The sequence below is a fragment of the Sphingomonas psychrolutea genome (genome assembly GCF_014636175.1).
GTDB lineage: Bacteria > Pseudomonadota > Alphaproteobacteria > Sphingomonadales > Sphingomonadaceae > Sphingomonas > Sphingomonas psychrolutea.
Window position 1 is genome coordinate 47,695 of the sequence record NZ_BMDW01000014.1, and the last position, 23,141, is coordinate 70,835.

At 65.9% G+C, this 23,141-nt stretch carries 22 protein-coding genes; 10 read left to right on the forward strand and 12 right to left on the reverse strand.

Annotated elements, in window-relative coordinates; translation table 11 throughout:
• Window position 1 precedes the first annotated feature (1 nt).
• Entirely contained in the window at window positions 2–1,777 is a 1,776-nt protein-coding gene (locus IEV62_RS12010; RefSeq protein WP_188447768.1) for a lytic transglycosylase domain-containing protein, read from the reverse strand.
• Window positions 1,774–2,526 carry a uracil-DNA glycosylase gene (locus IEV62_RS12015; protein ID WP_188447770.1) on the reverse strand — a complete coding sequence of 251 codons (753 nt, stop codon included), beginning with the start codon at window positions 2,524–2,526 and terminating at the stop codon, window positions 1,774–1,776. Before IEV62_RS12015 ends, IEV62_RS12010 begins: the two co-directional genes overlap by 4 nt.
• Before the next feature lie 159 nt (window positions 2,527–2,685).
• On the opposite strand from IEV62_RS12015, the gene IEV62_RS12020 reads away from it, so the two are divergent.
• From IEV62_RS12020 to IEV62_RS12045, 6 genes are all read left to right on the forward strand, one after another.
• Window positions 2,686–4,338 carry an electron transfer flavoprotein-ubiquinone oxidoreductase gene (locus tag IEV62_RS12020; protein ID WP_188447772.1) on the forward strand — a complete coding sequence of 551 codons (1,653 nt, stop codon included), beginning with the start codon at window positions 2,686–2,688 and terminating at the stop codon, window positions 4,336–4,338.
• A gap of 210 nt (window positions 4,339–4,548) precedes the next feature.
• Window positions 4,549–5,373: a 4-(cytidine 5'-diphospho)-2-C-methyl-D-erythritol kinase gene (locus tag IEV62_RS12025; RefSeq protein ID WP_188447774.1), complete on the forward strand. Its 825-nt coding sequence runs from the start codon at window positions 4,549–4,551 to the stop codon at window positions 5,371–5,373.
• Window positions 5,374–5,648: 275 nt separating this feature from the next.
• Window positions 5,649–7,370: a dihydroxy-acid dehydratase gene (gene ilvD / locus IEV62_RS12030; RefSeq protein WP_188447776.1), complete on the forward strand. Its 1,722-nt coding sequence runs from the start codon at window positions 5,649–5,651 to the stop codon at window positions 7,368–7,370.
• Window positions 7,357–7,755, forward strand: a complete 399-nt coding sequence (locus IEV62_RS12035) for a hypothetical protein (protein ID WP_308510976.1) — start codon at window positions 7,357–7,359, stop codon at window positions 7,753–7,755. The genes ilvD and IEV62_RS12035 overlap by 14 nt, the downstream gene beginning before the upstream one ends.
• The gene (locus IEV62_RS12040) at window positions 7,752–9,212 is read left to right on the forward strand and encodes an NAD(P)H-hydrate epimerase (RefSeq protein WP_188447780.1); all 1,461 of its coding nucleotides are present in this window, start codon (window positions 7,752–7,754) and stop codon (window positions 9,210–9,212) included. The genes IEV62_RS12035 and IEV62_RS12040 overlap by 4 nt, the downstream gene beginning before the upstream one ends.
• Window positions 9,209–10,390 carry a class I SAM-dependent RNA methyltransferase gene (locus IEV62_RS12045; protein ID WP_188447782.1) on the forward strand — a complete coding sequence of 394 codons (1,182 nt, stop codon included), beginning with the start codon at window positions 9,209–9,211 and terminating at the stop codon, window positions 10,388–10,390. Before IEV62_RS12040 ends, IEV62_RS12045 begins: the two co-directional genes overlap by 4 nt.
• A 103-nt stretch (window positions 10,391–10,493) precedes the next feature.
• Here the strand turns inward: IEV62_RS12045 and truA are convergent, their stop codons facing one another.
• Together truA and fmt are read right to left on the reverse strand one after the other, a co-directional pair.
• Window positions 10,494–11,243: a tRNA pseudouridine(38-40) synthase TruA gene (gene truA, locus IEV62_RS12050; protein ID WP_188447784.1), complete on the reverse strand. Its 750-nt coding sequence runs from the start codon at window positions 11,241–11,243 to the stop codon at window positions 10,494–10,496.
• Complete coding sequence (gene fmt / locus IEV62_RS12055) at window positions 11,240–12,184, reverse strand: methionyl-tRNA formyltransferase (protein WP_188447786.1); 945 nt, start codon at window positions 12,182–12,184, stop codon at window positions 11,240–11,242. The genes truA and fmt overlap by 4 nt, the downstream gene beginning before the upstream one ends.
• 181 nt (window positions 12,185–12,365) lie before the next feature.
• Between fmt and recR the strand changes: the two genes are divergently transcribed.
• The 3 genes from recR to IEV62_RS12070 all read left to right on the forward strand — a co-directional run bounded on the left by recR (window position 12,366) and on the right by IEV62_RS12070 (window position 14,205).
• Window positions 12,366–12,962 (forward strand): recombination mediator RecR, encoded by a 597-nt coding sequence (recR, locus tag IEV62_RS12060; RefSeq protein ID WP_188447788.1) that lies wholly within the window; start codon window positions 12,366–12,368, stop codon window positions 12,960–12,962.
• Window positions 12,963–13,235: 273 nt separating this feature from the next.
• Window positions 13,236–13,766 carry a peptide deformylase gene (gene def / locus IEV62_RS12065; protein ID WP_188447790.1) on the forward strand — a complete coding sequence of 177 codons (531 nt, stop codon included), beginning with the start codon at window positions 13,236–13,238 and terminating at the stop codon, window positions 13,764–13,766.
• Window positions 13,767–13,914: 148 nt separating this feature from the next.
• Entirely contained in the window at window positions 13,915–14,205 is a 291-nt protein-coding gene (locus IEV62_RS12070) for a hypothetical protein (protein WP_188447792.1), read from the forward strand.
• A 33-nt stretch (window positions 14,206–14,238) separates the two neighbouring features.
• Here IEV62_RS12070 and IEV62_RS12075 read toward each other — a convergent pair whose 3' ends face one another.
• The gene (locus tag IEV62_RS12075) at window positions 14,239–15,900 is read right to left on the reverse strand and encodes a formate--tetrahydrofolate ligase (RefSeq protein ID WP_188447794.1); all 1,662 of its coding nucleotides are present in this window, start codon (window positions 15,898–15,900) and stop codon (window positions 14,239–14,241) included.
• Window positions 15,901–16,102: 202 nt separating this feature from the next.
• Between IEV62_RS12075 and IEV62_RS12080 the strand changes: the two genes are divergently transcribed.
• Window positions 16,103–17,575, forward strand: a complete 1,473-nt coding sequence (locus tag IEV62_RS12080) for a DNA recombination protein RmuC (protein WP_188447796.1) — start codon at window positions 16,103–16,105, stop codon at window positions 17,573–17,575.
• Between the two features lie 186 nt (window positions 17,576–17,761).
• Here the strand turns inward: IEV62_RS12080 and IEV62_RS12085 are convergent, their stop codons facing one another.
• The 7 genes from IEV62_RS12085 to IEV62_RS12115 all read right to left on the reverse strand — a co-directional run bounded on the left by IEV62_RS12085 (window position 17,762) and on the right by IEV62_RS12115 (window position 23,064).
• Window positions 17,762–18,556, reverse strand: coding sequence for a TrmH family RNA methyltransferase (locus tag IEV62_RS12085; RefSeq protein WP_188447798.1), 795 nt, complete (start codon window positions 18,554–18,556; stop codon window positions 17,762–17,764).
• Window positions 18,557–18,682: 126 nt separating this feature from the next.
• Window positions 18,683–18,967, reverse strand: a complete 285-nt coding sequence (locus IEV62_RS12090; protein WP_188447800.1) for an HPr family phosphocarrier protein — start codon at window positions 18,965–18,967, stop codon at window positions 18,683–18,685.
• The gene (locus IEV62_RS12095; RefSeq protein ID WP_188447802.1) at window positions 18,967–19,374 is read right to left on the reverse strand and encodes a PTS sugar transporter subunit IIA; all 408 of its coding nucleotides are present in this window, start codon (window positions 19,372–19,374) and stop codon (window positions 18,967–18,969) included. The genes IEV62_RS12090 and IEV62_RS12095 overlap by 1 nt, the downstream gene beginning before the upstream one ends.
• A gap of 13 nt (window positions 19,375–19,387) precedes the next feature.
• On the reverse strand, window positions 19,388–20,341 hold the full coding sequence (rapZ, locus tag IEV62_RS12100; protein WP_188447803.1) for an RNase adapter RapZ: 954 nt from the start codon (window positions 20,339–20,341) through the stop codon (window positions 19,388–19,390).
• Entirely contained in the window at window positions 20,338–20,763 is a 426-nt protein-coding gene (locus tag IEV62_RS12105) for an HPr kinase/phosphorylase (RefSeq protein WP_188447806.1), read from the reverse strand. Before IEV62_RS12105 ends, rapZ begins: the two co-directional genes overlap by 4 nt.
• The gene (locus tag IEV62_RS12110; RefSeq protein ID WP_188447808.1) at window positions 20,760–22,388 is read right to left on the reverse strand and encodes a sensor histidine kinase; all 1,629 of its coding nucleotides are present in this window, start codon (window positions 22,386–22,388) and stop codon (window positions 20,760–20,762) included. Before IEV62_RS12110 ends, IEV62_RS12105 begins: the two co-directional genes overlap by 4 nt.
• On the reverse strand, window positions 22,357–23,064 hold the full coding sequence (locus tag IEV62_RS12115) for a response regulator transcription factor (RefSeq protein ID WP_188447810.1): 708 nt from the start codon (window positions 23,062–23,064) through the stop codon (window positions 22,357–22,359). The genes IEV62_RS12110 and IEV62_RS12115 overlap by 32 nt, the downstream gene beginning before the upstream one ends.
• Window positions 23,065–23,141: the final 77 nt, after the last annotated feature.

Sequence of the window (23,141 nt, forward strand, 5' to 3'; positions counted from 1 at the left end):
CTCAGTTCACGCTGGCAAGCGATTGTCCGCGCGAATGCGAGGTCAGCCGCACCGAAGTCGGCCCGGCGAGCCCCGGAAAGCGCGGCCACAGCCCTTGCGACAGGGCCGCACGGCTGACCGAGGCGGGCTTGCCGGTCTGCGCTTCATAGACCCAATAATTGCGCAACACGGTGGTGACGTAGCCGCGCGTTTCCCAATAGGGGATCGACTCGATGTACAGCAACGGATCGCCGCCATCGCGCGCAACCGCATTCCACGCCTCGACCGGCCCCGGCCCGGCATTGTAGGCCGCGATCACCTTGGGCAGCAGGCCGTCGGTGCAATGCTGGTCGCGCAATTGCTCGAGATAGCTTTGCCCGACCTCGAAATTGGTGCCGGGCCGCGACAAGGCACTGCGATCGAAGCTGCGGCCCTGCTTACGCGCGATGTCGGTCGCGGCGCGCGGCATCACCTGCATCAGGCCATACGCCCCGGCCGGGCTCACGACATCGGTGCGAAAGCGCGATTCCTGCAGTGTGTGCGCGAACACCAATGCCTTGTCGACGCGCCAGCCGCCATCGGGGGTCCAGTTTGGCGCGGGGAAGCGCGCCTCGATCGGCGGCGTCGCGCCAACCGGGCCGTTATGCGACAGCCACACCTGCGTGCTCGGCAAGTCGAGCGCCGCGGTCAGCCGGACGAGCGCCGGATATTCTGCCGGATCGCCGATCCGCGCCTGTTGCTTGATCACTTCGTCGGCCAGCGCATTTTCGTCGATTTCGGCGAGCGCTGCCGCGACACGGATATTCGGGCGGCGCGCGAGCGTCTGCCAGTCGCTTGTGGCCGATACCGCGATCGCACGCGTGACGGGTTCCTTAATTCCCAGCGCCTGACGCGCCAGCAGGCCGTAAAACGTCTCGCGATATTGTGCGGCGGTCTTGAGCCGCCCCTCGACCCGATCAGGCCGGGCGCACTGCATGTCGGCGCGCGCCGCCCAGTACAGGCCGGCCGCGCGCAAATCGGTGTCGCCGGCGCGCGCCGCGACCGATTCGAAGGCGGTGCCGGCTGCCGCGCAATCCTGTTGCCGCCACGCCGCCAGCGCGCCGACCCACACCGCTTCGACCGCGAAATCGCCCGTGCCGGTCCCGGCCTTGGCCGCCATCGCGCGGGCATTATTGTCGTCGCCGGCAAGGAAGTAGATCCACGCGATCTTGCGTTGCCACTCGGTAACCGATTCGGGCGAAAGCCCTTGCGTCGCTTCGAGCAAGGCCTGCGCTTCGCTCCCGCTATCGGCCTTGATGAAGGGCTGCATCTTCAACGCGAGTTCGACCGCAAGCATGTCGCCATTGCCAAAGCTTTTCGCGCGCTTGCGCGCCGGCGCACCGTCGATCCAGGTCAGCGCGCGCGCTTCGGGGAGCGGCGGCAAGCCAACCCCGCCGCGCGATGCGGCCATCGTCAGAATCTGCCGCGCCTGCGGCAGTTCGGGGGCCTCGGCGAGCAATTTGGCGAGTGGATCGAGCTCGGCCTTGGGCGATCCCTTGGCGGTGAGAAGTTCGGCGCGGGCGATTGCGTGGAGCGGCCCCGGCTTGAGCGCGGCGAGTTGCAATTGCGCATCCTGCCATTTTTGCGCGCGGATGCTGGCGAAGACCGCGCGATATCCGGCGCGCTGTTCGGGGTCGAGCTGCGCCGGAATGGTGTCGCGCGGCGCGGTCTGCGCCGAGGCTGGCGGTTCGCCCGCCGCCTGCGCGGCGACCGGCACGACCAACGATAAGGCGACCAGACCAGCGATTTTCAACGTCATGCGTGAAGTCCTGCGATCAGCATCTGTAAATCCTTCCACGCACGGGCCTTTTCGGCGGGGCGTTCGAGCAGCAGCCGCGGATGGAAACTGGCCACCACATCGACCGACACAGAGGTCTTCCCACATTCTAGGTTAATCGTCTGTAAACTTCCGCGCGCCCGCGCCACGTCCGTCCCGGTCACCGCACGGCTTGGCGCATTACCCAGTAAGAGCAAGCGTTTGGGCGCGACCAAGGCGACATGATGCCGCGCCACCTCGACCAGACGCGCCTCGATTTCCGGCGCGATCCGACCGCTGAGCGGTCGCATGCTGCACATCGGCGCGAGATAGACCGAATCGCGGTTGCGCCCGATCGCGGCGAGCATGCGATCGAACAGCCGTCCGGCCGCACCGCTCAGCAACACGCCCGAGTCGCAATCTTCGCGATCCGGCAGATCGACGAGGATCATAATGTCGGCGGCCGGATCACCGGTCGCGGCAATCGGCGTGCCCGCCCATCCTGCCTCGGGCGCATCGGGACCACACCGCCAAGCAACGAACGCGGCAAGCGTGTCGGGCAGCGGCACTACCAGGATTTCCGCTACGGCTTGCGCGCCACTGCGCCGCCGGGGTGGTTCGGGGGGAGGGGGTGGTACAGCGGTCCAATCGCGCGGCACCTCGTCGATCAGCGTATCAACGCCTGCGTCGCGCCACCATTCGAGCGCACTCGCCGCGGCCCATTGCCACTCGATATTCTGGTCAGCCCCCATATCTCTCTTTAGCTAGCATGTTGACGCCAAGGTCAATTCGCTGGCACGCGCAGATGGACAGGACGTGCCGCGCACGCGACGAGCAAGCGCACGCGGCGTCCCCGATGGAGACGAGACGTGAGCAGCTATGAATCTGGGGGTGAAAACCACCGTGAGTCCATGCCCTATGACGTTGTCATCGTGGGTGCGGGCCCGGCCGGCCTTTCGGCGGCAATCCGGCTGAAACAGATGGCCGCAGCGAAAGACGCGGAGATTTCGGTCTGCGTGCTCGAAAAGGGCTCCGAAGTCGGCGCGCATATCCTGTCGGGCGCGGTGATCGATCCGAAGTCGCTCGACGAACTGATCCCCGATTGGCGCGACCCCAATCGTCCAGGCGGGGCCTGCGCGCTCGCCGAGGTTCCGGTGACCGAGAATCTGCATTGGGTCCTGACACCCAAGGGCAAGTTCACGCTGCCGCATTTCATCACGCCGCCGTTCATGCACAATAAGGGCACCTATACCGGCAGCCTCGGCAATCTGTGCCGCTGGCTCGCGACGCAGGCAGAGGAGCTGGGCGTCGAGATCTTCCCGGGCTTCGCTGCCGCCGAGATCCTCTACAATGACGACGGCAGCGTGAAGGGCGTCGCGACCGGCGATATGGGCGTGGCGCGTGACGGTACGCACAAGCCCGATTATACGCCGGGGCTCGAAATCCACGCCAAATATACCTTCCTCGCCGAAGGCGTGCGCGGCCATCTGACCAAGCAGCTGATCCGCACCTTCGATCTCGCCAAGGATGCGCAGCCGCAAGTCTATGGCATCGGGATTAAGGAATTGTGGGACATCGATCCCGCGCTGCATCACCCCGGCCGCGTCATCCACACGCAAGGGTGGCCGCTCGGCGCCGATGCCAATGGCGGATCGTGGCTGTATCATCAGGCCAATGGGCAAGTCAGTCTCGGCTTCGTGACGTGGCTCAATTATTCGAACCCGCATTTGTCGCCGTTCCATGAAATGCAGCGCTGGAAGACGCATCCCGAGATCGCGTCGATCCTGAAGGGCGGCAAGCGCGTGTCGTATGGCGCGCGCGCGATCAATGACGGCGGGTTGCAGTCGATTCCGAAGCTGGTGTTCCCGGGCGGTGCCTTGATCGGTTGTTCGGCGGGCTTCCTCAACGTGCCGCGCCTCAAGGGCACGCACGGCGCGATGAAATCGGGCATCATGGCCGCCGAAGCCGCCGCCGACGCGATCCTGGCGCAGCGCCAGCACGACGAGCTCGCCGCCTATCCCCAGGCGTTCGAGGCATCGTGGCTGTACAAGGAGCTGTCGATCGTTCGCAACGTCGTGCCGTTGGTCAAGCAGTTCGGCGAGGTGATCGGCACGGTGCTTTCGGGCATCGTTATGTGGCTCGAATATTTCGGGCTGAAAATGCCCTTCACGATGAAGCACCATCCCGATCATGAAAGCCTCCGGCGGAAGGATCAGGTCGCCAAGATCGCCTATCCCAAGCCCGACGGCGTGCTGACCTTCGACCGACTTTCCTCGGTGTTCATCTCGAACACCAATCATGAGGAGGATCAGCCAGTCCATTTGACGCTGAAGGACCCGGATGTTCCGGTGACTTACAATTTGCCGATGTATGACGAGCCAGCGCAGCGCTATTGCCCGGCGGGCGTGTACGAGATTGTCGGCGAGGAAACCGGCGACCCGAAGTTCGTGATCAACGCGCAGAATTGCGTCCATTGCAAGACGTGCGACATCAAGGACCCGACGCAGAACATCAATTGGGTGGTGCCCGAAGGTGGGGGTGGCCCCAATTATCCCAACATGTAGCGCGATGCATCACCCCGCTCCGCCCTTCCCCGGCGAAGGCCGGGGCCCAGTCGCCGAGGTTGCTGCAATGAAGCGCTGTCTTCGCCAACACGCCGGTCACCTCTGGGCCAGTGAAGGGTTGAACATGCCCCGCATGTTCAAGGATCGTCCGGGGGACGATCCGACCCTTCACTCCTTCGCCGGGAAAGCGTTTTTTGGAAGGCGCGCCCAATGATCACCGAACTCGCCCCCGCCAAGATCAACCTCGCGCTCCACGTCCGCGCGCGCCGCGCGGATGGCTATCACGAGCTCGAAACGCTGTTCGCGTTCGTCGTGGACGGCGACACGGTGACGCTCGCGCCCGGCCCATTGTCACTCGCCATCACCGGCCCGTTCGCCGCCGGGCTAAGCGGCGAGGGCGACAACCTCATCCTTCGCGCCGCCCGTGCCTTTGCGACGGCGTTCAGCCTGCCCGAAATCGGTGCCTTCACCCTCGACAAGCACCTCCCCGTGGCGTCGGGCATCGGCGGGGGCTCGGCCGATGCGGCGGCAGCGCTGCGCGCGCTGGCCAAGGCCAATGCGATTCGGCTCGACGATCCGCGCCTGTTCGACCTCGCCGCCGCGCTCGGGTCGGATGTCCCGGCCTGCCTGCTTGGCCGGACCGCGTTGGGGGAGGGGCGGGGCGAACGGCTCCATCCGCTCGACGGGCCGGTTGGTATGCCGACGCTGCTCGTCAATCCCGGCGTCGCGGTGTCGACCGCCGCGGTGTTCAAGGGCTGGGACGGTGTCGACCGCGGGGCGATGCCCGATGGCGACGCGTTGTCGCTGGCGCTTGCCGGGCGCAACGATCTGGAAGCCCCCGCGCGCCGCCTCGCGCCTGTGATCGACGACGTGTTGACGGAGCTGGGCGGGGGTAACCCGATCCTCGCGCGCATGTCCGGGTCGGGCGCCACCTGCTTCGCACTCTATGCCAGCGCGGCCGATCGCGCCGCCGCAGCCGCGCGAATCCGCGCTGCGCAGCCCAGCTGGTGGTGTCTCGAAACGCGACTCGCGTAACACTTTCGCGTCCCACCGCGGGACGATCGATCGGCGAACTTCCCCAGATACCGCGGGAAACTCCCATTGGCCCCGGTCTTGCTGTGTTCAATCCGAACGAGTCCGCCGCCCCCAGCGGAGCGCTCGCCGGTGGTCCACGGTCCCCTCGTGCGCCATCCAAGCTGCGGGACGGTGGGGGGAACTTCGCCGTCCCTACGCTTCCGCACCGCACCGATTGCCGGCAAAATCGCAACAGACTTGCGTCGAATCATCGATTGGCGACATAGGCTGTCGCCATGACCAACCGCTTCGACAAATCCCGCTTGCCCAGCCGCCACGTGTCGGTCGGCCCCGAACGCGCTCCGCACCGCAGCTATTATTACGCGATGGGCCTGACCGAGGAGGAAATCGGCCGCCCGTTCGTCGCGCTCGCCAGCGCCGGGAATGACAGCGCGCCGTGCAACACGCTGCTCGATGTACAAGCCGATGCGGCGCGCGGTGGCGTGATCCAGAACGGCGGCATGCCGCGCCGCTTCAACACGATCACCGTCACCGACGGCATCGCGATGGGGCATCAGGGGATGAAATCCTCGCTCGTCAGCCGTGAGGTGATCGCCGATTCGGTCGAGCTGTCTGTGCGCGGGCATTGCTATGATGCGCTGGTCGGCTTTGCCGGATGCGACAAATCGCTACCCGGCATGATGATGGCGATGCTGCGGCTCAATATCCCGAGCATCTTCGTTTATGGCGGATCGATCCTGCCCGGTCGCTACGAGGATAAGGACATTACCGTCGTCGACGTGTTCGAAATGGTCGGACGCTTTGCGGCGGGGACGTGCCCGATCAGCGAATTGCACGAGATGGAAAAGGTCGCTTGTCCCGGTCACGGCGCGTGCGGCGGACAATTCACCGCCAACACCATGGCGTGCGTCGGCGAGGCGATCGGATTATCGCTGCCGAACAGCAACATGGTGCCCGCTCCTTATTCGACGCGCGAACAGATTGCGGTCGCGGCGGGCTATCAAGTGATGGAATTGCTCGAACGCAACATCCGCCCGCGCGACATTTGCACCCGCGCCGCCTTCGTCAACGCCGCGCGCGTGGTCGCGGCGACCGGTGGATCGACTAATGCCGCGCTGCATCTGCCCGCCATGGCGAGCGAAGCGGGGATCGAATTCGATCTGTTCGACGTTGCCGAGGCGTTCAAATCGACGCCGTACATCGCCGATCTCAAACCCGGCGGCCAATATGTCGCGAAGGACATGTATGAAGCGGGCGGCGTCTACATGCTGATGAAGACGATGCTCGGCGGCGGTTTCCTCGACGGCAATTGCCTGACCGTCACCGGCAAGACGCTCGGCGAGAATATCGATCAAGTCACCTGGAACCCCGATCAAAAGGTCATTTACGACGTCAAAACGCCGATCAGCTCGACCGGTGGCGTCGTCGGCTTGCGCGGGTCGCTCGCACCCGATGGCGCGATCGTCAAGGTCGCCGGGATGCACCGCCTCCAATTCACCGGCCCGGCGCGCGTGTTCGATTGCGAGGAGGATTGCTTCGCCGCAGTCGAGGCGCGTTCGATCAACGAAGGCGAAGTGATCGTCATCCGCTATGAAGGCCCCAAAGGCGGCCCCGGCATGCGCGAGATGCTCTCGACCACCGCCGCGCTCTACGGCCTCGGCCTCGGCGAGAAGGTCGCGCTGATCACCGACGGACGCTTTTCGGGCGCGACGCGCGGCTTTTGCATCGGCCATGTCGGGCCCGAGGCGGCCGATGGCGGGCCGATTGCGCTGATCGAGGATGGCGACACGATCCGGATCGATGCCGAGGCCGGGACGATCGACCTCGACGTGCCCGAGGACGTCCTCGCCGTGCGCCGCGCCGCATGGACGCATCGGACGAACGATTACCAGTCGGGCGCGCTGTGGCGCTATTCCCAGACGGTCGGCCCCGCCTATAAGGGCGCGGTCACGCATCCGGGAGCAGCGGCCGAAACTCATGTCTATGCGGATATTTAGCGCGGTCCTGCTGCTTGCCCTCGCGGCATGCGGAGAACAGCGCACCGACACAGCGACGCTCGCCAAGGTCGAGGCCGAACAGCGCAAGACGCAGGATGACAGCGGCAACATCGTCTGCGCGCAGCGCGGATCGAACGATTTTGCGCGCACCTGCACGATCGATCGCGCCGATAGCGATGCCGGGCTGCTTCTGACCGTGCGCCACCCCGACGGGGCGTTCCACCGCTTGCTGGTGACGAAAGACGGGCGCGGTGTGATCGCCGCCGATGGCGCGGAGCGCGCGACGGTCACCATCATCGGCACGGGCGAGATCGAAGTCGCGCTCGGCGGCGACCGCTACCGCCTGCCCGCCACCGTCAAGGGCAAGCCTGCGAAAGCGTCATGACGCCGATCGAAGGACAGCCGATCCTGACCGCCGCCCAGATGCGCGCGGCGGAAGATCGCGCAATTGCCGATGGGGCGAGCGTCGAGAGCCTGATGGACCGCGCAGGGGCTGGCGTGGCGGAGGCGGTGCGGCGATTGGCGGCGGGAAGCCCGGTTCTGGTGCTGTGCGGGCCGGGGAATAACGGCGGCGACGGCTATGTCGCGGCGCGGGTGCTGCGCCAGAATGGAGTTGAGGTGCGCGTCGGGGCGCTGGGGGAGCCTAAGACCGAGGCAGCCAGTGCCGCGCGGGCGGCGTGGGCCGGGGCGGTTGAGCGTTTCCCCGACGCGCCGCTCGAACAGCACGATATCAGTCCGGTCGTCGTGGAGGCGGTGTTCGGCACGGGCCTGTCCCGCCCGCTTGACGACGACGTTGCGCGGACCATCAACGCGCTGGTCCAATGCGCGCGCCTGTCCGTCGCGGTCGATCTTCCGAGCGGCGTCGACACCGACACTGGTGCCGAACTTAATCCGCTTTCACTGCCGCACTACAGCCTGACGCTCGCGCTCGGCGCACTCAAACCCGCGCATGTCCTGCAACCCGCGGCCAGCGTGTGCGGGGCGGTCCGGCTGCTCGATATCGGGCTTGGGCTCGATCACATCGGATCGCCGCGCGAGAACGTCAGTGCAGACCAAGTGATTGCGCGCCCCCCGCTATTCGCGCTGCAAGCCGCAGACCACAAATATAGTCGCGGTATGGTCGTGGTGATCGGCGGCGCGATGCCTGGCGCGGCGGCGCTAGCGGTCCAATCGGCGATGCGCGCCGGGGCGGGCTACGGCCTGCTGTTCGCCGAACCGGGGACCGCGATGCCCCATGCCGTCGTCCAGCGCGACTGGTCTCCCCAAGCGCTGACCGCAGCTATCGCCGGTAAACCCAAGGTCGGGATCGTGATCGGGCCAGGCCTCGGTCGGGACGACGCTGCCGTAGCGAAGCTCGATGCCGCCATTGCGTCCGAAAGGCCGATCGTGATCGACGGCGATGCGCTGCACTTGCTTGAGGAGCGCCACTTCGCGATCTTCCGGCACCGCGCGACAATCGTTGATCGCGACCGGCGCGTGTTCCTCACGCCCCATGCGGGTGAGTTCAAGGCGCTGTTCGGTGCGTGGACCGGCTCAAAGATCGCGGCGGCGCGCGCCGCCGCGCGCCATTCCGGGGCCACGGTTGTCTTCAAGGGGCCTGACACCGTCATCGCGCACCCCAACGGACACACCAACGTCGCGCTGGCGGGTAGCCCGTGGTTGTCCACGGCGGGCACCGGCGATGTGCTGGCAGGGATTTTGGGTGCGACGCTGTTCAGCGCACCCTTTGGTGCGGCAGAAGCCGCCGTCTGGATGCACGCCGAGGCCGCGCGTCGCCTCGGCGGGGCATTCATCGCCGACGATCTTGCGCGCGAACTCTCCGCCGTGCGAGCCTCGCGATGAGCGACCTCATCGTCCGCGTCGCCGCGCGCGGCGAAGGCGTGACCGCCGACGGCCGCCACGCCGCCTTCGCCGCGCCCGGCGACACGCTGACTCCCGAAAACATCGTCCTCCCCGGCCCGCACCAACAGGCGCCGCCATGCCGCCACTTCCCGCAATGCGGCGGGTGTCAGCTTCAGCATCTCGATGACGAGAGCTATGCCGCCTTTCTCACTGACCGTATCACCGGCGCGCTCGCCGCACAGGGCGTCGCTGCGCCGATCCGCCCGCCCGCGCTCTCGCCACCCCGCACGCGCCGCCGCGCCGCGCTCCAAGCCGAGTCCAAGGGCGGGGCAGTCACGCTCGGTTTCAGCGAGGGCGCGAGCCACAATATCGTCGATTTGCGCGACTGCTGGATCCTGACGCCGGCGTTGTTCGCCGTCATCGCGCCCTTGCGCAAACTGCTCGCGCGCGTGCTCAAGGGCCGCGCGCGCATCCATCTCACCGAGATCGACCAGGGCGTCGACGTGCTGATCGAGGGCAAGATCGCCGACGGCTTGGCGGCAATCGAGGCGGTAACCGCCTTCTGCCTAGCCAACCAGATCGCGCGGCTGGCGATCGACGACGGGATCGGCCCCGAAACACGCTGGGAGCCCGACGGCGTGACGATCACCCTTGGCGGCGTCGCGGTGCCATTCCCCGCGGGGTCGTTCCTGCAAGCGACGCGGGAAGGCGAGGGCGCCCTTGTGGCAGCAGTAAAGGAAGCGGTCGGGGGCGCAACCGTCTGCGCCGACCTGTTCGCTGGCCTTGGCACCTTCGCACTGTCGCTGCCGGGCAAGGTCTATGCGGCCGAAGCGGGGCGCGACGTGGTCCTGGCGCTGCAGGCCGGGGCCGCACGCGCCGGGCGCGCGGTGTTCGCCGAACATCGCGACCTGTTCCGCCGTCCGCTGACCGCGGCCGAATGCGACCGGTTCCACGCGATCATCCTCGATCCGCCGCGCGCCGGGGCGAAGGAGCAAATTTCGCAACTGGCGGCCTCGAACGTGCCGATCATTGCTTATGTATCGTGCAATCCCAGCAGCTTCGCGCGCGATACGGATATTCTGTGTAAAGGCGGATACACGCTCGATTGGGTCCAGCCGGTCGGCCAATTCCGCTGGTCAACGCATGTCGAACTTGCCGGACGTTTCCGCCGAACTTGATCGACTCTGCCGCGTCAACGAAGACGAACTCGCACGAAGACACAAAGCAAGAAGTTTAAACGCTACTTCTTCGTGTCTTAGTGTCTTTGTGCGAGATCATTTTTCACGCAGGATCAGGATAATCCGCCCGCAGGAAATACAACCCATCCGGCGGGGCATTTAGCCCCAACGCCGCCCGGTCACGCGCCGCCAGCGCCTTGGCCATATCGTCGGGCGACCATTTGCCTTGCCCGACCAGTGACAGGCACCCGACCATCGATCGCACCTGATGATGCAGGAACGACCGCGCCGAGGCGAACACGCTGATCCGCTCGCCCTCCGCAACGACATCGAGCCGGTCGAGCGTGCGCAGCGGGCTATCGGCCTGGCAATGTGCCGAACGAAACGTCGTGAAGTCATGCCGCCCGACCAGCCGCGCCGCGCCCGCCGCCATCGCCGCCGCATCCAGCGGCACCGCGACCCGCCACGCCAGCCCTCGCTCCCAGGTGAGCGGCGCACGGCGCGTGACGATGCGATATTCGTAATGCCGGGCGACGCACGAAAACCGCGCATGCCACGCCTCGGATACGATCTCGCAGCCGATAATCGCGACCGGATCGGGCCGCAGCTTCGCGTTGAGCGCTTCCATCAGCCGGAACGGCGTCAGCGCCCGTTCGATATCGACATGCGCGCGCATCCCCAGCGCATGCACCCCGGCATCGGTCCGCCCGGCGGCCTGCACCGCGACGCCTTCGCCGGTAATCGCATGGACGGCGCGTTCGATCGCAGCCTGCACGCTCGGCCCGTTGTCCTGCCGCTGCCAGCCGACGAACGGGCGGCCGTCATATTCGATGCTCAGCGCAAAGCGCGTCAAAGCTGCGTTCCGGCTGGGATCGGGAAGCCGCGCAGGAGGTCGGCCGTCGTCATGACGCCGCGCCCCGCGCGTTGCAGCAGCGTGGGCCGGATCGCGCCGGTCCCGCAGGAAATTAGCAGCACTTCATCCACAACCCTTCCCCGGCGAAGGCCGGGGCCCAGTTGCGGGCCGCCCATTACTGGGCCCCGGCCATCGCCGGGGAAGGATTGAGCCGCAAGCACCTTCACCCGCTCTCCCGCCACCTCGAAAAACGCCCCCGGCACCGGATTGAACGCACATACCTGCCGCTCGACCGCCTCGGCGCTTTGCGAGAAATCGAGCCGCGCCTCGGCCTTGTCGATCTTCGCGGCATAGGTGACGCCCTCCTCGGGCTGCACCTCGGGCAGATACCCGTCGAAGTCCGCCAGCACCTGCACCATCAACCGCGCGCCCATCGCGCTCAATTCGTCGGTCAACACCCCGGCCGTCTTGCTCGCAATCGGCGTCGCCTCGCGCAACAGCACCGGCCCGGTATCCAGCCCCGCCTCCATTTGCATGATGCAAACCCCCGTCTCGGCATCCCCGGCCAGGATCGCGCGCTGGATCGGCGCCGCGCCACGCCAGCGCGGCAGCAGCGAGGCGTGGACGTTGAGGCACCCGCGCACCGGCGCCTCCAGCACCGCGCGCGGCAGGATCAGGCCATAAGCCGCGACCACCGCGATATCCGCTGCGAAAGCGGCGAATTCCGCCTGTGCCTCTGGGTCGCGCAGCGTGAGCGGCGTACGCACGGCAACCCCCAGCGCGTCGGCGCGCGCCTGCACCGGCGATGGCGTCAACGCCTTGCCGCGCCCGGCACGGCGCGGTGGCTGGCTGTATGACGCCACGACGTCATGCCCGGCATCGACGAGCGCCTGCAGCACCGGCACCGAAAAGTCGGGCGTCCCCATGAAGATGATTTTCATGGGGGAGGCTTTGCGATTCGAGCGGCACAAAAACAACCCCGTTCCCGTCATCCCGGCCTTGTGCCGGGATCCACCGTGCCGCTTGCTCCGTCGGCAGATATCGAGGGCCGCCTTGGCGGCGCCGTGGACCCCGGCACAAGGCCGGGGTGACGAATGGTGTAGGGTCGCCTATCTCTGCCTTATGGCCTCTCCCGAAATCGAAGCGCTCACCACCGCGCTCGCCCGGCTCCCCGGTCTCGGCCCAAGGTCGGCGCGGCGTGCGGTGCTGCATTTGCTCAAGAAGCGCGAGGCGGCGCTGGGGCCGTTGCTCAACGCGTTGATGGCGGTCGAAGAACGGCTCTCAACCTGCTCGATATGCGGCAATATCGATACGACCAACCCGTGTGGCGTGTGCGCCGACCCGCGCCGCGACGCCCGCGCGCTGTGCGTGGTGGAGGAAGTGGCCGATTTATGGGCGCTCGACCGCTCGCGGCTGTTTCCGGGGCGCTTCCATGTGCTGGGCGGTCGGCTGTCGGCGCTGGAGGGCGTACGGCCCGAGGATCTTGCGATCGATTCGCTGGTGCGACGCATATCGGAGGGTGGAATCGACGAGGTCGTGCTGGCGATGAACGCGACGCTCGAAGGCCAGACCACCGCGCATTACATCGCCGAGCGGATCGAGCGCTTCCCGGTGCGGATCACGCAACTCGCGCACGGCCTGCCGGTGGGAGGTGAGCTCGATTATCTGGACGAGGGGACTTTGGCGCAGGCGCTGCGCGCGCGGCAGCCGGTGAGTTAAGGTTGGTTCGCGCGGAGACGCGGAGGTCGCGGAGAAGAAGGTAGCAGGGGTTCTCCTGCCGCGCAGCGGCTCTTTCAAAGCGGTAGCCGCAATCTCTCCGTTGCCCGCCAACGCGGGCGATCTCCCCAAACGAACCACCTCCGCGTCCTCCGCGCCTCCGCGCGAACCAACCTTCTTCGTCTCTTCGCGGCCTTCGCGTCTTTCGCGCCCTTCGCGTGAACCCCTTCTTCTTCAAACCTTGACGCGCCCGCCGCGCTTTCCTAGCTCGCAACCATGGCTGTCCTAGAAATCCTCGAAGTCCCGCACCCCGGCCTCCGCGCCGTCGCCAAGCCCGTTGCTGTGGTGGATGATTCGGTGCGCAAGATCGTCGCCGACATGTTCGACACAATGTACGATGCGCGCGGCATCGGCTTGGCGGCTACGCAAGTCGCGATCGAGCAGCGCATCGTCGTGATCGATCTGCAGGAAACAGTGGGGGAAGGTGAAGACGCCAAGGCCGTCCGCACCCCGCTGGTCTATATCAACCCCGAGCTGATCTCGGTCAGCGATGAAACCAATTTTTACAGCGAAGGCTGTCTCTCGATCCCCGAGCAATATGCCGAGGTCGAACGCCCCGCCGCCTGCCGCGCGCGCTGGCTCGACGAACAGGGCGAAGCGCATGAAGGCGATTTCGACGGCCTGCTCGCCACCGCCCTGCAGCACGAGATCGACCATCTGAACGGCGTGCTGTTCATCGACCACATCTCGAAGCTCAAGCGCGACATGCTGCTCAAGAAGCTGACGAAGATGCGTAAGGCGGCTTAAAGGCCGGGTGTTTACTGTTTCCACCGTCACCCCGGCCTTGTGCCGGGGTCCACCGTGCCGCAATGGCTAGCTTATAATTATATCGTCGCACCAAGCCGCCTGGTGGACCCCGGCACAAGGCCGGGGTGACGAAGTAGGAGAGCACATTGTGGACGAGGATGCTCTATTCACCGCCATTTGCGACTTTCGAGGCGGGACGTACATCTCGCAGATCGCTGCAAAAGATATCGAGCGAGCAGTCCGCGCTTGGGCCGATCGTATCGAACAATCAAAAGACATCCCTGACGCTTCGACCGAGATTGCAAACGATGCGCGCTTCCATCTCGATCAGCTGGATATTCAGCCGACCGCTATCAGCGGTTTCGCAAATGTCTGGTGCATTTCGGGTTTGGCTGATGGCGATCAGGTTCTCGTGAATTTCGTTCAGACTGCCCGATGATCCGCTCGCGCAAAGTACCACTTTGCGCGAAACTCAAAACAACCCCTCGATCTCCCCCCGAGCCCCAAACCGAATCCCCTCCGCCGCCGGCACGCGCGGTAATCCCGGCATCGTCATGATCTCCCCGCAGATCGCCACCACGAACCCCGCGCCAGCGCTGAGGCGCACCTCGCGCACCGACACGACATGCCCCGTCGGCGCGCCGAGCTTGGCCGGGTCGGTCGAGAAGCTGTACTGCGTCTTGGCCATGCACACCGGCAAATGCCCGAACCCCGCCGCCTCGAACCGCGCGAGCTGCGCCAGCACCGACGGATCGGCAACCACTTCCTCGGCGCGGTAGATGCGCCTCGCGATCGCATTGATCTTGTCGAACAACGACAGATCATCGGCATAAAGCGGCGCGAAGTGCGACGGCGCATCGGCCAGCGCCGCAACCTTCTCCGCCAGCTCGACCGCGCCCGCGCCACCATCGGCCCAATGCGAGCATAGCACCGCCTCGCACCCCTGCGCGGCGGCGATCTCTTGGATCACCGCGATTTCCTCCGCCGTATCGCCGTCGAAGCGGTTGATCGCCACCACGACGCCCACGCCGAAACTCCGCACATTCTCGATATGCCGCGCCAGATTGACGCCACCGCGCCGCACCGCCTCGGCATCGGGCGCGCCGAGATCGGCCTTGGCGACACCCCCGTTCATCTTCAGCGCGCGCACCGTCGCGACAATCACCGCCGCCGCCGGCTTTAATCCGGCCTGGCGGCATTTGATGTCGAAGAACTTCTCCGCCCCCAGGTCCGCCCCAAACCCCGCCTCGGTCACGACATAGTCCGCCAGCCCCAAAGCGGCGCGCGTCGCGATTACCGAATTGCAGCCATGCGCGATATTGGCGAACGGTCCGCCATGAACGAACGCCGGCGTGCCCTCCAAGGTCTGGACGAGATTGGGCTTGATCGCCTGCGCGAGCAGCACCGCCATCGCGCCATCGGCCTTGAGATCGCGCGCCGTCACCGGCTGTTTGTCGCGCGAATACGCCACCACAATCCGCCCGAGCCTTGCCTCCAGGTCGTGCAGGTCGCTCGCCAGGCACAGGATCGCCATCACCTCGGAGGCAACCGTAATGTCGAACCCGCTCTCACGCGGGAAACCGTTGGCCGGCCCGCCGAGCGACTGCGCGATGTCGCGCAAAGCCCGGTCGTTCATGTCGAGCACGCGCCGCCACACGATCCGCCGCACATCGATGTCGAGCGCATTGCCCCAATGGACATGGTTGTCGATCATCGCCGCGAGCAAATTGTGCGCCGAGGTGATCGCATGGAAATCGCCGGTGAAATGGAGGTTGATATCCTCCATCGGCACGACTTGCGCGTAACCCCCGCCGGTCGCCCCGCCCTTGGTGCCGAAGCACGGGCCGAGGCTCGGTTCGCGCAAGGCGAGCATCGTTTTCCGCCCGGTGCGGTTGAGCGCATCGGCGAGACCGACCGAGGTGGTCGACTTGCCCTCTCCGGCTGGCGTCGGGTTGATCGCGGTGACCAGGATCAACTTGCCCTGCTGGGTCGGCGCGGGGACGGCGGATAGGTCGATCTTTGCCTTGAAATGCCCATACGGTTCGACCGCTTCGGGCGGGATCCCCGCGCTGGCGGCGATGACACCAATCGGTTGCAAAGTGGCGGCGCGCGAGATTTCGATGTCGGTCAGCATGGCGACAGTCCTAACCGCTGGCCGCCCCACGACAAGCGCGCCGCGTCTTTTTTCCTCTGTCCTACGGTCGCCGTTCGAATTATGTTCCCCTGATGGAAAACCGCGCTCCGCACCCCTTCGCTTCGTCCCGCATTTCTGCTCGCTTCGTCGCGCGTGTAGTTCGACAGGGCGGCACCTTCGTTACCTTTGGCGAGTCCAAGTAATGGAGTTGCTGCTTGCTGCCCTGGTCGCGCTCGTCCTCGGCCTCGCACTCGGCTGGTTCCTCGGCGGGCGCGGCGCAGCGCAGGCGCGCGCCGATGCGGCCGCCCGCGAGGCCGATTTCAAGCGCGCGATCGTCGATCTTGCGGGCGCCGAGGAACGCGCGAAGGCCGCCGAACAACTCCGCGTCGATCTCGCCACTATCCGCGACGAACGCGATGTCGCGCGGCTGGAGAACACCGCGCTCAAGACGCACAGTTCGGCATTCGAAACCCGCCTCGCCGAGGTGCGCGCGACGGACGAGGCGCGGCTGAAGATGGTGCGCGAAACGCAGGAGGCGCGGATCGCCGAGTTGCTCCACGCCAAAGAAGTGCTTGCGACGCAATTCGCCGAAGTCTCGAACAAATTGCTGAGCGAGGCGCAGGAAAGCTTCCTCAAACGCGCTGACGAGCGCTTCCGCCAATCGGAGGAAACCGCAGGTCAGAACCTCAAATCGATGCTCCAGCCGGTCAGCGACCGCTTGCTGAAGTACGAGCAAGCCGTGACCGCCGTCGAAAGCGAGCGCAAGGGCGCGTTCAGCGAGCTCAAGGGCCAGATCGAGGCGATGCGGATCGGGCAGGAGAAGGTCTCGACCGAGGCCGCGAAGCTGGTCAATTCGCTGCGCAACGCGCCAAAATCGCGCGGGCGCTGGGGCGAGCAGCAGCTCAAGAACGTGCTCGAAAGCTGTGGCCTTGCCGAACATACCGATTTCCAGACCGAGGTCTCGGTGTCGGGCGGCGACGAGGGCGGGCGATTGCGCCCGGATGCGATCATCACCATCCCCGGCGGGCGCAGTCTAATCATCGACGCCAAGGTGTCTTTGAACGCCTATCAGGATGCGTTCGGTGCAGTCGACGAGGGCGAACGCGCCGTCGGCCTTGCCGCGCACGCCGCCTCGATGCGCGCGCATATCAACGGGCTCGGCAACAAAGCCTATTGGAGCCAGTTCGCCGACGCGCCCGATTATGTCATCATGTTCGTCCCCGGCGAACATTTCCTCGCGGCAGCACTCGAACACGATCATGAATTGTGGAATTACGCCTTCGAAAAGCGCGTGCTGCTCGCGACGCCGACCAATCTGGTGGCGATCGCCCGCACCGTCGCCTCGGTGTGGCGGCAGGAACGTCTTGCTAAAGAGGCACGGCAGATCGGCGAGCTCGGCAAGGAGCTGTACGACCGACTCGCCAAGGCGGCGGGCGATTTGCGCAAGGTCGGCGGCGGGCTGACCAGCGCGGTCAACAATTACAATGCCTTCGTCTCGTCTTTTGAGAGTCGAGCGCTGGTGACGGCCCGCAAGTTTCGAGATTTGAACATCGAAACCGGCGCGCGCGAGATCGAGGACGTGCCGCCGGTTGAAGCGTTGGCGCGGTACGGGGAGGTGGTGCCGTTGATCGAGGCACCGGCCCAAGAGGCGGCTGAAGCAGGAGAGTTGAAATGATCCGCGCTGAAGCGAAATCGGTCGTCACGCTGGCGATCGCCTGGAGCATGACGGTTGCCTCTGCCTTAGCGGCATCGCCGCAGAACGCTGCGATCTGGTCGAACCCGTGATTACGAGGATCGAACGCGATCTCGCCGGGGATAAGCGGCACGTCTATTGCGGCATGTCGACGACCGAGACGCTCCTTTACTCGCGCCCAAGCACTTCATATGCCATCACCGCCGTCGCCACCGCCGCATTCAAGCTATCCGCCTTGCCCAGCATCGGGATCTTGACCAGCACATCGCACTGCGCGGCATAGCCGTCGGGCATGCCCTGCGCTTCATTCCCGGTGAGCAGGAAGGTCGGCGCGGTGTAGCTCGCGGTGCGATATCCGGTTTCGGTATCGAGGCTCAGCCCGACCAATTGCCCCGGCCCGCTGCGCAGCCAGGGCAGAAACTCGGCCCATTCGCATTGTACGACCGGCACGGTGAACAACGCCCCCATGCTCGCGCGCACCGCCTCAACCGAGAAGGGATCGACGCACTCGCCGATCAGGATCAGCGCGCCCGCGCCAACCGCATCGCCGGTGCGCAGGATCGTGCCGAGATTACCCGGATCGCGCAGCCGCTCGGCGACCAGCCAGATGCTCGCGCTATAACGATCGAGACTGTCGAGCGTGCGGGTGAATTCGGCAAACACGCCTACCACGGCCTGCGGATTGTCCTTGCCCGACAATTTGGAAAGGATGTCGGGCACCGTCTCGATCGCCTCGCCCCCCGCCGCCTCGACCGCGGCGACGAGCGCGAGCACCAGCGGATGTGCCGCGCTGTCGCGCGCGAAGAACAGATATTGCGGAATTCGCCCCGCCTCGCGCGCCTCGGTCAGGATGCGGAGCCCCTCGGCAAGGAACAGCCCTTCCTCGCGGCGGTGCCGCTTCTCGCGCAAGCTGCGGATGCGTTTGATGAGCGGGTTGGAGAAAGCGGTGATTTCGCGGGGCATTTACTTCTTCTTCCTCCCCTCCCGCTTGCGGGAGGGGATCGAGGGGTGGGCGCGCGCTATCGACCGGGTGCACCGTTGAGAGCGCGCGCCCACCCCCAACCCCTCCCGCAAGCGGGAGGGGGGATCTTAGTCTTCCCCAAACTTCGCCTCGACCAGCGCATATAGCGCTCCGACCACCGCCTCGGCATGCTCGCCCTCGGCCGAGATCGTGATTGTATCACCCATCGCCGCGCCAAGCATCATCAGCCCCATGATCGATGTACCGGTGACCGACCCGGCGCCTTCCTTTTCGACCTGCACTTCGCACGGCTGCGTCGCCGCCAGCGTCACGAACTTCGCGCTCGCCCGTGCATGCAGCCCGCGCTTGTTGGTAATGAGCACGCGCCGTTCGACCTTGGGCAACACCGACATCAAGCGGCAGCCTCGCCCAGCACTTCGGAGGCGACCGAAATGTATTTCCGTCCGGCCTCGCGCGCGGCGGCGACGGCATCGACGATCTTCATCTTCTTGCGCGCCGATTCGAGTCGGATCAGCATCGGCAAATTGATCCCCGCAATAACTTCGATCCGCCCGCGCTCCATCAGCGAGATGGCGAGGTTGGAAGGGGTCCCGCCGAACAGATCGGTCAGCAAGATCACCCCGCGCCCGTCATCGACTCGCGCGATCGCCGCTGCAATGTCGTTGCGGCGCGCCTCCATATCGTCCTCGGGGCCGATATTGACCGTCGCCACGCGCTCCTGCTTGCCGACGACATGCTCCATCGCGGTGACGAATTCGTCGGCCAGCCGACCATGCGTCACGAGAACCAGCCCGATCATCGTTCCGCCCACATCATGTAGCTTGCGCCCCATCGTCATCTGTCTTGTCGGTTATCTCGTCCTGCACCCCCTCCAATGAGTCCTGAGGTGCGGCGGCGAGATCGCGGTGCGAGACCGTGGGCGAAAATCCCGCGTCGCGCAACCGGGCTGCGACGCGCTCTGTGACATGGACCGAACGGTGTCTCCCTCCGGTACAGCCAAACGCGACGGTCACATAGGATTTCCCCTCGGCCCTGTAGCGCGGGAGCAACAGTAACAGCAGCGACTCGATCTGCCCGACCGCCGCTTCATACGCCTGGTCCTCTGCGATATAGGCCGAGACATCCGCGTCCAGCCCCGTGCCGGGCCGCAGTTCGGGCACCCAATGCGGATTGCGCAGGAAGCGCATGTCGAACACCAAATCGGCATTGCGCGGAAGCCCGCGCGAAAAACCAAACGAGGTGACCGAAAGCGTGGGCTTGCCCAGACCCTCGCCCGAAAACGTCGCGCGAATTTGCTGGGCGAGCGCGTTTGCGGTCAAATCGGTCGTGTCGATCAGCCGGTTCGCCCAACGCCGGATCGGCGCGAGCAATTCGCGTTCGCGCGCGATGCCGTCCGCCGCCGGTCGGTCAAGCGCCAGCGGATGCCGCCGCCGCGTCTCGGAGTAGCGCCGCTCGAGTTCGCCGCCGGCGCAATCGAGGAACAAAGTGCCGACATCATGACCGTGCTGCTCGCGGAGTTGCTTGATCCGCTGGACGATTCGCTCGGGATCGAAGTCGCGGGTGCGCGCGCCGATGCCCAGCGCGAGCGGTTGGCGCGAACGCTCGGCGCCCTCCGGCAAGGGCGCGCTCAACAGCCGGTCGAGCAGCAAAAGCGGCAAATTATCGACGACTTCCCAGCCGAGATCCTCAAGCGTGCGCAACACGGTCGATTTTCCAGCGCCCGACATGCCTGTGACGAGCAAGATGTCCTTGGGGTCGCGCTTCATGGTTGCATTGTAGCGCGGCGCAGCGCCAATTCCACCTTGATTGCCGCCGATCCTTCAAAGGCATCGAGCGCCACCATCGGCACGGGAAGGCCGGCGATGACGTGAGTGGCGGAGCCCGGCGGCATCCGCTCGACGGCCCCGCCGAGTCTAACCACCAACGCGACGGGTATATCGGTCACCTGCACCACCTCGACGATGCCGACACCGCGCACTTCGATCTTACCCGCGATCATCGCCGGCGCCGCCGCCAGCAGGCGACCGTCGATCACCGTGAGTTCGGTCTGATCGTCGCTGATCAACCGCGCACCACGATCGATCAGCTGCAGCGCGAGATCGGACTTCCCCGCGCCCGAAGGCCCGGTCAGCAACACGCCGTGTGCCCCGATCGCCACCGAGGTCGCGTGCAGTCGCAGCGGGGTCACCGTGCGTTTTCCATCGGCATGCGGATCACGAAGCGCGCGCCCGCTGCGCCATCCGCTCGCGCGGTCGCCACGATACTCCCCTGATGCGCCTCAACGATCGTGCGCGCGATCGCGAGGCCGAGCCCCGAATGCTTGCCGAAGGCCTCTCCCGCCGGGCGCAGCGATTGGAAGCGCCGGAACACTTGTTCGCGCGCGGCCTCGGGCACGCCTGGCCCCTGATCCTCGATCGCCACGACGACGACGTCATGGTCGCACGTCGCGGACAGCAGGATCAGCCCGCCATCGGGGGAGAAGGACACCGCATTCTCGATCAAATTTTCGAGCACCCGCTCCAACCGCGCGCCTTCGCCCGGCACGATCAGCGGCAGGTCGGTGCGGCGGTCGAACTGCAGCCGCACGCCGCGCTCCACCCCGCGCGCCTCGCGACTGGCGATCAGCGCGGCGATCATCGCACCCAGATCGACCGGCTCGAACTTGGTCCGGCTGAGCTGCGCGTCGAGCCGTGAAGCCTCGGCAATGTCGGTGATCAACCGGTCGAGCCGCTGCACATCGTCCCGCACAATGGCGAGCAACCGCGCCTGCAACGTCGGGTCCTTGACCGTCGTCATCCCTTCGACCGCCGAGCGCAACGAGGCGAGCGGGTTCTTCATTTCGTGCGTTACATCGGCGGCGAACGCCTCGATCGCATCGATCCGCGCGCGCAAAGCGAGGCTCATGTCGGACAAAGCGCGCGCCAGCATCCCGATTTCGTCGCGACGCTCGGGCAAGCGCGGCACGACGACTTCGCGCGCCCGCCCGACCCGCACGCGCACCGCGGCGCGCGCCAGCTTGCGCAGCGGCTGAACGATCGTGCGGGCAAGGAACAGCGACAACAGTACTGAGGCGATCGACACAACCAGCAGCACAACACCGAGCCGGTAACGCTCGAGCCGCACCGTCTGCGTTATTTCGCGCGCGTTGATCGTCGTCATCACGACTCCAGCCCCGGGGCCCCTAATGGGAAGGGGAGAGGCCGCGGTGATGATCGGCGTGCGGTCTGGTGCGCGCCATACCGTCGCGGCCACGGTCGGCGTATCGCGGGCGGTGCGAATGTCCGGCCAGTCGCGCCCTTCATAATGCTCGCGATAGAGCGGCGCACGCGGCGTGCCGACGACGGTGTCGATCCCCGCATCGAGGAAGCGCGCCGCGGCTTGCCGCCAATCTTGCTTGTCGGGATCCTGCAGGACGACATTGCGCAAGCCCAGCCGCCGCGTGTCGATCACTGGCTTGCCCGTTTCATCAAAGACTCGCACCCGCGCGCCCATGTCGCGCGCCAGCCGTAGCGCGAGGTCGGCCCGCCGGTCCTCCGGCACCGACACCAGCGCCTCGGCGATCAGCCGCGCCTCGCGGATCGATTGCGCCACGCGTCCATCGACGATCCGGCTACGATACGAATCGAGATAGAAAAACCCGCCCGCCAGCAGCGCGAGCGCAAATACGTTGACGAACAAGATCCGCGGCGTGAGCGAGACACGCGCCGACCAGCGCAGCGAGAGTGCGCGCGCATCCTCGTCGCCGCGCTCCACGCCGTCGCCCCCCACGGCACCGCCGCCGTCATTCCTCGGAGAATCGATACCCGGCTCCATATAATGTTTCTATGGCATCGAATGCCGGGTCGATCTGCCGGAACTTGCGGCGGACGCGTTTGATGTGGCTGTCGATCGTGCGGTCATCGACATAGATGTCGTCGTGATAGGCGGCATCCATCAACTGGTTGCGCGTCTTCACGATGCCGGGGCGCTGCGCCAGCGTTTCGAGGATGAGGAATTCGGTGACGGTCAGCACCACCGTCGCGCCGCCCCATGTGACGCGGTGCCGCGCGGTATCCATCGCCAGTCGTCCGCGCACGAGCGCGGTGTCGGCGGCCGCTTCGTCAGCTCCCGCACCGCCCGCCGCGACTTCGGTCCGCCGCAGGATCGCGCGAATTCGCGCGATCAGCAGCCGCTGCGAAAAGGGTTTGGCGATATAATCGTCCGCCCCCATCGCGAGGCCGAGCGCCTCGTCGAGCTCGTCATCCTTCGAGGTGAGGAAGATCACCGGCACCATGCTCTTCTCACGAAGCCGCCGCAGCAGTTCGAGCCCGTCCATCCGCGGCATCTTGATATCGAGGATCGCGATGTCGGGGGGATTGTCGATCAGCGCCTTGAGCGCTGTCTCGCCATCCGAATAGAGCCGCGTAACGAACCCCTCGGCTTGCAGCGCGATCGACACCGAGGTGAGGATATTGCGGTCGTCGTCGACCAAAGCGATCGTTGCCGTCATCGGCCGGGACATTCCTTATCGTTCAAGCGTAGCGCCTAATCCATTACGCGGGCGCGCTCAATGCAAGCTGAACGGAC